Source organism: Pseudomonas amygdali (assembly GCF_002699855.1).
GTDB lineage: Bacteria > Pseudomonadota > Gammaproteobacteria > Pseudomonadales > Pseudomonadaceae > Aquipseudomonas > Aquipseudomonas amygdali.
Window position 1 is genome coordinate 1 of the sequence record NZ_LKBW01000085.1, and the last position, 8,524, is coordinate 8,524.

Annotated in this window: 4 protein-coding genes and 2 pseudogenes; 2 read left to right on the plus strand and 4 right to left on the minus strand. The window is 59.6% G+C overall.

Annotated elements, in window-relative coordinates; all coding sequences use genetic code 11:
• Nucleotides 1-369 precede the first annotated feature (369 nt).
• Nucleotides 370-2,786, minus strand: a pseudogene (locus AO277_RS08370) (glucose/quinate/shikimate family membrane-bound PQQ-dependent dehydrogenase).
• A gap of 444 nt (nucleotides 2,787-3,230) precedes the next feature.
• Between AO277_RS08370 and AO277_RS08375 the strand changes: the two are divergent.
• The gene (locus AO277_RS08375) at nucleotides 3,231-3,458 is read left to right on the plus strand and encodes a VF530 family protein (RefSeq protein ID WP_044319907.1); all 228 of its coding nucleotides are present in this window, start codon (nucleotides 3,231-3,233) and stop codon (nucleotides 3,456-3,458) included.
• A 53-nt stretch (nucleotides 3,459-3,511) separates the two neighbouring features.
• Entirely contained in the window at nucleotides 3,512-4,168 is a 657-nt protein-coding gene (locus AO277_RS08380) for a Pr6Pr family membrane protein (RefSeq protein WP_044319908.1), read from the plus strand.
• Nucleotides 4,169-4,183: 15 nt separating this feature from the next.
• On the opposite strand, the gene AO277_RS08385 is transcribed toward AO277_RS08380, so the two are convergent.
• From AO277_RS08385 to AO277_RS08395, 3 genes and pseudogenes are all read right to left on the minus strand, one after another.
• Nucleotides 4,184-4,951, minus strand: coding sequence for a siderophore-interacting protein (locus AO277_RS08385; protein ID WP_044319909.1), 768 nt, complete (start codon nucleotides 4,949-4,951; stop codon nucleotides 4,184-4,186).
• Nucleotides 4,948-5,538, minus strand: coding sequence for a PadR family transcriptional regulator (locus tag AO277_RS08390; RefSeq protein ID WP_002554881.1), 591 nt, complete (start codon nucleotides 5,536-5,538; stop codon nucleotides 4,948-4,950). Before AO277_RS08390 ends, AO277_RS08385 begins: the two co-directional genes overlap by 4 nt.
• 87 nt (nucleotides 5,539-5,625) lie before the next feature.
• Nucleotides 5,626-8,460 (minus strand): annotated as a pseudogene (locus AO277_RS08395) (transglycosylase domain-containing protein); the annotation flags it as partial.
• Between the last annotated feature and the right edge of the window lie 64 nt (nucleotides 8,461-8,524).

The following is an 8,524-nucleotide window of genomic DNA, read 5'->3' on the forward strand; positions in this document are numbered from 1 at the left end:
GACGCAGAGCGTCCAGAATGGCATTCCCACGCTGGAGCGTGCGGAACGATAATCGTCAGAGCACCATCGTGCCAATGCTCTGCGTTGGCATGCAGTTCGTGACGCTCCGCGTCACAGGTCTGCGCCGCACCGCACATTCAAGAGCTGACGCAGAGCGTCCAGAACGGCATTCCCACGCTGGAGCGTGCGGAACGATAATCGTCAGAGCACCATCGTGCCAATGCTCTGCGTTGGCATGCATTTCGTGACGCTCCGCGTCATAGATCTACAGCCTTGTCCGGTAGCAAATGCAGCCGAGACAAGGTTTCAGTAACAACAAAAAAAGCGGCTACCTCTCGATAGCCGCTTTCCATTTACCGCACTAATGCATCACTTCGGCAGTGTGAATGCCATCACGTAGTCACCCTGTTTGGTGCCCAATGAACCGTGACCGCCCGCCACGACCAGCACGTATTGCTGACCGTCCTTGCCGGTGTAGGTCATCGGTGTGGTTTGGGCGCCTGCTGGCAGGCGACCTTCCCACAGCTGTTTGCCGTTACGTACATCGTAGGCGCGCAGGTATTGGTCAAGCGTATCGCTCAGGAAGGTCAGACCGCTCGCCGTTGTGATCGGGCCACCCAGGCTTGGAACGCCCATGGTCAGCGGGATCGGGATTGGCGAACTGTCACGCACGGTACCGTTTTTGTGCATCCAGATGGTTTTGTGGGTGGTCAGATCGACCGCCGCCACGTAACCCCACGCGGTGCCTGGCACGGCAGGCCCATTGGCGACAGCAGTGCTTCCAGGATCACGCCATAAGGTGCGCCCTTGTTCGGCTGCACGCCTTCGGTTTCGCTCTTGCGGCCAGGGCCGCCTTCGACTTCGGCAGCAGGCACCAGCTTTGAACGGAACGCCATGTAGCTCGGGTTGACGAAGGCAATCTGACGAACCGGGTCGACGGAAATACCGCCCCAGTCGAACACACCGAAGTTACCTGGATAAACAATCGAACCCTGCAGCGATGGCGGCGTGAACGGGCCGTCGTAGCGCAGCGACTTGAAGTCGATTCGGCACATCATCTGGTCAAATGGCGTCACGCCCCACATGTCGCGCTCTTTAAGCGGCGGCGGCATGAAGTTCAGGTCGGACTTGGGCTGGGTCGGCGAGGTGTGATCGCCTGCAACAGCGCCTTGCGGAACCGGTATTTCGTTGATCGGCACAATGGGCTGACCGGTGCTGCGGTCCAGCACGTAGATGCTGCCCTGCTTGGTCGATGCCAATACCGCCGGCTTCACGCCATCAGCCGTTTTCATGTCCAGCAGGGTCGGTTGACCACCCACGTCCATGTCCCACAGGTCATGGTGGGTGAACTGGTAATTCCAACGTACGCGACCCGTCGCGATGTCCAGTGCAACCAGGCCCGCGCTGTATTTCTCGGAATCCGGCGTACGATCGCCGCCCCATTGGTCAGGCGTCTGGTTACCCATCGGCAGGTAGATCATGCCGAGCTTTTCATCGACGCTGAACATGGACCACATGTTCGGCGAGTTGCGCGTGTAGATCTTGCCTTCGGCAATCGGCGCAGTCTCTTCCGGGTTGCCGCTGTCCCAGTTCCAGACCAGACGGCCAGTGTGCACGTCGTAGGCACGGATCACGCCGGACGGTTCGTCCATAGAGACGTTATCGGTAACGTGGCCGCCGATGATCACCAGGTCTTTGGTCACTGCCGGTGGCGACGTGGAGTAATAGCCGCCCGGAGCAAACCTACCCATGTTGGCAGTCAGGTCAACCGAACCCTTGTTGCCGAAGTCCTTACACATTTTGCCGGTATCGGCGTTCAGCGCGATCAGACGGGTGTCGGCAGTCGGCAGGAAGATTCTGCGTGGGCATGCATTTGAAGTGGCGCCGGCTGCGGCCGGTGCTGCCGGGCTTTGTGCCGGGGCGCTGGCTGCATAGGCTGCGTCGTCATGATAAGTGACGCCACGGCAGGTCATGTGCGCCCAGCCTTTGAAGTTTTTCGCATTCTGGGTGCTGAGTTTCGGGTCGAAGCGCCAGATTTCCTTACCCGAATCCGGATCAAGTGCGATCACCTGGCTGTGCGGCGTGCACACGTAGAGCATGCCGTTCACCTTGAGCGGTGTGTTCTCGGCAGTGGTTTCACCCGGGTCGTTCGGCCCAGGGATGTCGCCAGTGCGGAAGGTCCAGGCCGGTTCCAGTTTGTTGACGTTTTCCGGGGTGATCTGCGCCAGAGGCGAGTAGCGGTCACCGAATGCGGTACGGCCGTAGGACTGCCAGTCGCCGTCAGGCATGGCCGGAGCGGTGTTGGTGGTGCCGGCAGTTTCGCGGTCCAACTGGCCTTCGATACGGCCAGGGTTGGTGAACTGGCTCGCCAGCGCGGTCAGACCGGCCAGCACGACAGCAACGCTCAGTGCGCCAGTGCCCAGGCGCGCCGGGCCATTGCGCAGCAGTGGCTTGCGGAACCACGGCAGCAGCAGGACGATGCCCAGTGCGAACCACAGCGCCAGGCGTGGTACCAATTGCCACCAGTCGAGACCGACTTCCCACAACGACCATACAGTGCTCGCGAACAGCAGCAGTGCATAAAGGCCCAGCGCAGCCGCGCGACCAGTGATCAGCAACACGCCGGTCACGGCGAAGCCGATACCGGCCAACAGGTAATACAACGAGCCATCCAGTTGCAGCAGTCGGGCACCACCGACCAGCAAGGCCAGCCCCATCAACAGGATCACCAGCCCGAGCAGGGTCGGCAACAGGCGATTTCTATTTGAAGCACTGTCAGTGCTCATAATGCGAATCTCCGCGAGAAATAAGTAGTTGATATCTTGTTTTCATGTACGCCGCCGACCCTGGCAGCATTCCTTGAGGCTGTTTATTGAAACGAATCACCGACGGTCGAATTCAACATCACACAGAACACGGTTGCCCATTCAGCGCGGCCCGGTCATTGATTCGTAGACCATTGCCGCCCGAATTCGTGCATAGGTGTTTATTCAGCGGAGCCTCTTCAGAAAGGAAACCTGAAGTCCTTAAACGCGCAATGATAGGACGCTAACGATTTTTCTAAAAGCGATAAACCTGACATGGATCATTGCAAGGTCGGCAACAGTGGCTCAAGTCGACTGTGTTTTATGAAAGCGCGGCGCTTACAATGGCAAACTTTTCGGGAAGACCTGCGCGCTCCAGGAAGCTGTTCAGGCTGCTATCCCTCTTCATCAGCTTCAAGGCTCATCATGACAACACCCAATTCCGATCCGCTGCACGGCGTCACGCTCGAGCACATTCTCAGGGCTCTGGTCGAACATTACGAATGGTCCGGCATGGCCGAGCGCATCGACATTCGCTGTTTCAAAAGCGATCCGAGCATCAAATCCAGTCTGACTTTTCTGCGCAAGACGCCCTGGGCGCGTGAAAAGGTTGAAGCGTTGTATGTGAAGTTGCATCGCGGCAAAGGCTGGTAACAGGCCCGCCAGAAAAGCCCGGCATGGACGCTGGAACTCAAGGATAACGATTGATGCACCGCGAACACTCAACTGCGCAGGGACAGCGCTATTACACCCTTGTTGCAGCCTGCCTCGGCTGGTCGGGGCTGGTCATCCAGCTGTACCTGATCTTCATTGGCCGTTATGCCGATCACGCCAGTCTGCTGGGCGGGCTGGTGCGGTTTTTAAGTTTCTTTACCGTACTGACCAACACCCTGGCAGCTGTCGCGCTGAGTTGTGCCCTGACGGCGCGGCAGTCGGCAGGCCACCGTTTTTTCCGGCACCCGGTGATATGCGGCGGCATTGCGGTGAGCATTGCGCTGGTGGGCATCGCTTACAACATTCTGTTGCGCCATCTGTGGCACCCGCAAGGCTGGCAGTGGGTGGCCGATGAGTTGCTGCACGACATAATGCCGCTGGCGTTCGTACTGTACTGGTGGCTGTACGTGCCCAAAGGCGCGTTGCGCTTGCGCCATGTACCGCTGTGGGCGATCTATCCGATCATCTACTTCGCCTACGTCATGCTGCGTGGCCACATGCTTGGTGACTACCTGTATCCATTCATCGATGTCGGCACGATCGGTTTTCCAAAGGCATTCATCAACGCGCTGGGCGTGCTGCTCGGGTTCTTGCTGGTTGCACTGTTGCTGCTTGGGGTCGACAGATGGGCGGCTCGTCGCACGATGTGAGTCGCCCAGGCTTGCCTATTCTTCAGTGCCGTCCAGCTTCCAGTAGCCAGCGGCCTTGACGAAATCCTCTTGCAGGCCGAACTCATCGAGCAGCACACGGCGCAGCTTGCGTGACAGCGCGGATTCGGTCGCGACCCACGCGTACAGCTTGCCCTCGGGCATCTCCAGGCGACGCGTGACATCCACCAGGCTCTGCTCGCCGCGTACGATCCAGATCACGTCGACCTGTGCGGCGCTGTCGAACACCTGCTGTTCCTGCGGGTTGGCCACTTCGACCACCACCAGCGCAGCACGGTTGGCGGGCAGCGACTCCAGGCGTCGAGCGATGGCGGGAATCGCCGTTTCATCGCCGATCAGCAGGTAGCTGTCGAACATGTCCGGCACTACCATTGAACCCTTTGGCCCTGCGATGTGCAGAAATTGCCCCGGTTCAGCCTGAGCCGCCCAGGTGGCAGCCGGGCCTTCGCCGTGCAGAACGAAGTCGATATCCAGCTCACCGCTGCTTTCGTCATAGCGACGCGGGGTGTAATCGCGCATCGGTGGACGTGGTGCGTCCTTGTCGCTGGTAGCGGCCAGGTCTTCCAGGGCAGCCTGTTCTTGCGCTGTCTGCGGGAAAAACAGTTTAATGTGGTCGTCTGTGCCCAGACTGATGAAGCCTGCCAGTTCCGGGCCCTGCAAGGTAATGCGGCGCATCAGCGGCGTCAGCTCTGTGACTCGCAACACTTTTAGTTTGCGACGCTTGATTTCATGCATGACGCGATGGATTGACTGGGGCGAATTCATGCCGACTCCTCCGAGGTAGGTTGAGGCCCATCGACGACAGCCTTGGCCGTGCTGTTGAGCAACTCGCTGACCCGCAGAATTTCTTCCGGGGTCCAGCGACCGTGGTGCATCTGCAGTGCGTGGCGCAGGTTGTGCACCGCTTCGTGGATTTCCGGCGGACGATCGTGGCCGCGCAGTGAGCGCTTGCTGACATCGATGCGCATGCGCACACCTTCCAGCGCCACGGCCTGATCTTCCAGGGATTGGCGACCCGCATCGGTGATGGTGTAGAGCTTCTTGCCAGCCTGGGCATCGCCGACCACCATTTCGCTTTCTTCAAGAAACGTCAGGGTGGGGTAGATAACGCCGGGGCTGGGGCAGTACGCACCCTCGAACAGACCTTCGATCTTGCGGATCAGGTCATAGCCGTGTGCGGGCTGTTCGGCGATCAGTGCCAACAGCAGTAATTTCAGATCGCCAGGGGCGAAAACCCGAGGGCCACGTCCACCGCGTTCACGGCCTGGGCGTTTTTCAAAACCGTCGCGATCTTCACCTGGTTCACGAGGATGCGGCGGACGGTGGTGGGGAGGGTGTTTATCTTCACGCATGTTTTTGATCTCTGGTTACAAGTTAGATATACCTTAAGATATATCTTATTGTAATCACAGAGCTGGCAGACGAGCGGTCATTGCCGGTCAAACACCTTTGGGCGGGTCGGCAAGCGGGGCATTGCACATCGCCTGTCCGTGGTTCTCCAGGTACGGGGTCAGGATCGGAGCCATACCTTTGAGTACCTGCACCGGCAACGCCGAGGTGAAGCGAAAGCCTTCGGCGGCGCGTCCCGGTACGAACGCGGTCAATGCGCCGAAGTGGTTGTCGCCGATATAAAACACAAAGGTCGCCGTGCGATTGATCGCCCTGGAACTGAGAATGCGTCCGCCTGTGCCGATGCTCTCGATCCTGTTATCACCCGTGCCAGTCTTGCCGCCCATCGCCAGCACGCTGCCGTCCTGCATCTTGAAGGTGCCTTGCACACGCTTGGCGGTGCCGCCATCCACCACCTGCGACAAGGCTTCGCGCATTGCCGCGGCAACTTCTGCTGGCAGCACGCGCTGGCCCAGCTCCGGGTTGATGGTCAGTTCGGTGTCGTAAGGTGTACCAGCTGCAAAATGCAGACTGTCGATACGCACGGGCGGCAAACGGATGCCGTCGTTCTGGATAATGCCGATCAGCTCGGCCAGCGCCGCCGGGCGATCACCCGAGCTGCCGATAGCTGTTGCCAGCGATGGCACCAGATGGTCGAACGGATAGCCCACGCGCTGCCAGCGCTGTTCGATATCCAGAAACGCTTCGACCTCCATCATGGTCCGTACGCGGCTGTCGCGAGCGCTTTTGTGGCGACTCTTGAACAGCCAGCCGTAGACTTCCTGACGCTCGTAACGACTGGCGGCCACGGCGTCCTTGAATTGTGCTTCAGGGTGTTTGAGCAGGTAGCCCACTAGCCACAGTTCCAGCGGGTGGACGCGGGCGATGTAGCCTTGATCGGGCAAGTCGTAAGTGCCCGGCCCATAGCCCTTGTACAAGTCGGCAAGACGCTTGTCGGTCAGCTTCGAGGTTGCTTTCGGCTCATCCAGATGCGCACGGATGAACGCGTTGAACGTCGCTTGATCAGCCCCAGGCAGCAAGTAGCGATGCACGGCAGCCAAGCGGATGGCCGTGGGATGGATACCGTCCAGAAAAGTATCGAGGCGTTCCTGAGTGGTCTTTTCCTTGTAGCGTTTCCAGAAGCGCAGCAGGAACACCGTGCCCTCGCGGTCGGCAAACTGCGCGAGGTATTCCTGACGGCGCGGGTTGTCGTCATCCTTGAGCAACTCGGCGCTGTTGTTGGGCGCCTGATACGTGCTGTAGCGCACCACATCGCGCATCAGGCGAATGAACGGCAGGTTGATCGACTCACGCAGCGACTCGCGCAGGGTGGGAATCCGCTCGTTGTCTTCGCGCCTGAAGTTATTGAAACGGTGCATGCCGCCACCGGTGAAGAACGCCTCTGCCGGGCTGGCCGAATAGGTGCGATCCAGCGCGGCCGAGAGCATTTTCGCCAGATCACGGTCCTTGTTAATCAGCAGGTAATCCACCGCCCAGCGAGTCAGCCGGTCAGGTTCTTCGACAGGCACCTTGCGCAGTTGCGCGGTACTCAGATTCCCATACCGCCCGTGCAGCTCGGCGATGATCTCCAGGTAAGTGGTCAGCACGCGCATCTTCGCGGTCGAACCCAGTTCCAGCTTGCTGCCTTCGTTGATGTCGAACGGCTGATCAGTGCTGTCGGTCTGCACCCTGACCCGCGAGCCATCCATGCCGCGTTCGAACAGCGTGAAGCTATAGCGTACCTGGGTGGTACTGGCCGGGGTCAGCAGCCGCTCTCCCATCAAGCCGGTTTTTGCAGCGAACTCAGGGTTGGCCAGGTCACGCAGGTACTGGCTGACGCTGCGCTGCAATTCGCCATGCAGGGTACTGGTGGCCGACAGATCAAGACGGTCCAGGTCGTAAAGCGGGCGATTGAGCAGGTTCGACAAACGAGTGCGCGCGACACTGATGCCTTTATTGGTTTCGATAGGCTGAATGGTCGGCTGCTGCGCCCAGTCGCGGTAGGTGACCTGGGCTGCCAACGCGGCATCGGCCAGCGGTTGATCAATGACATTGGCCTGGGCCAGCAGACGTAGATGGCTGTCGGTCAGGTCCGCCAGTTCCAGGCGGCCCTTGGCCAGATAGTGCGACGGACGACGCTGGGCAATGACCAGTGACAGCACTTCGCGCAGGGCGAGCGCCTTGTCGGCCAGCCGCTGTTTGTCTGTGGGGCTGGAGGCCAGTAAGTCATTGGTTTTGGCAAAATCCGCACCGAACCACACCCGCAACCCTTCGGCCAGCCCATGCACTTCACCGTGCCCCGGCACCGCGGACAACGGCACACTGTTCAGATAATCACGGACCACCCGCTGGCGTACCGCGAGGGTCTCGGTGCCCGGTTGATAAGCGCGAACGCTGGCGGAAATCATCTGCCGCAACTTCTCTGAACCCGACAGCGTCAGCCCGTCGGGTGAATGGCGATATTTTTCCAGTTGAGTGGCAAGCGTACTGCCGCCAGCCGACTGGCCGGGGAGGGCGAACATCTTCGCCAGTTGCGACCACGCGGCCTTCACGAAGCGTGGCCAGTCCACTGCCGGGTTGGCCAAGGGTTGCTGCGGGTCCAGCAAGTCGCGGTTTTCGATAAACAGCAGGCTGTTCACCAGCAGTGGCGGAATAGCGGTAAAGGTCGGATAAAACTGCTGCGGGTATCTGAACTCATACAACGGTTCGTTTCGGCAATCAGTGATCGACAGGCCAGCCTGGGTCTTTTCCTCGTAAGGCACGAAGAAGCCATGCTGAACGTAGCGCATCAGCTCTGGTGGGAAACGGGTCTGGCGAGTAATCACATAATCGCGCTTGAGCAGACGCTGCAGGAACTCATCCAGCGACGAATAGCCCAGGCGCCGAGACTGTCAGAAATTTTGTGTTCGGGCATAACATGTAGCTAGAGGTGCATGTATGCCGACCAAA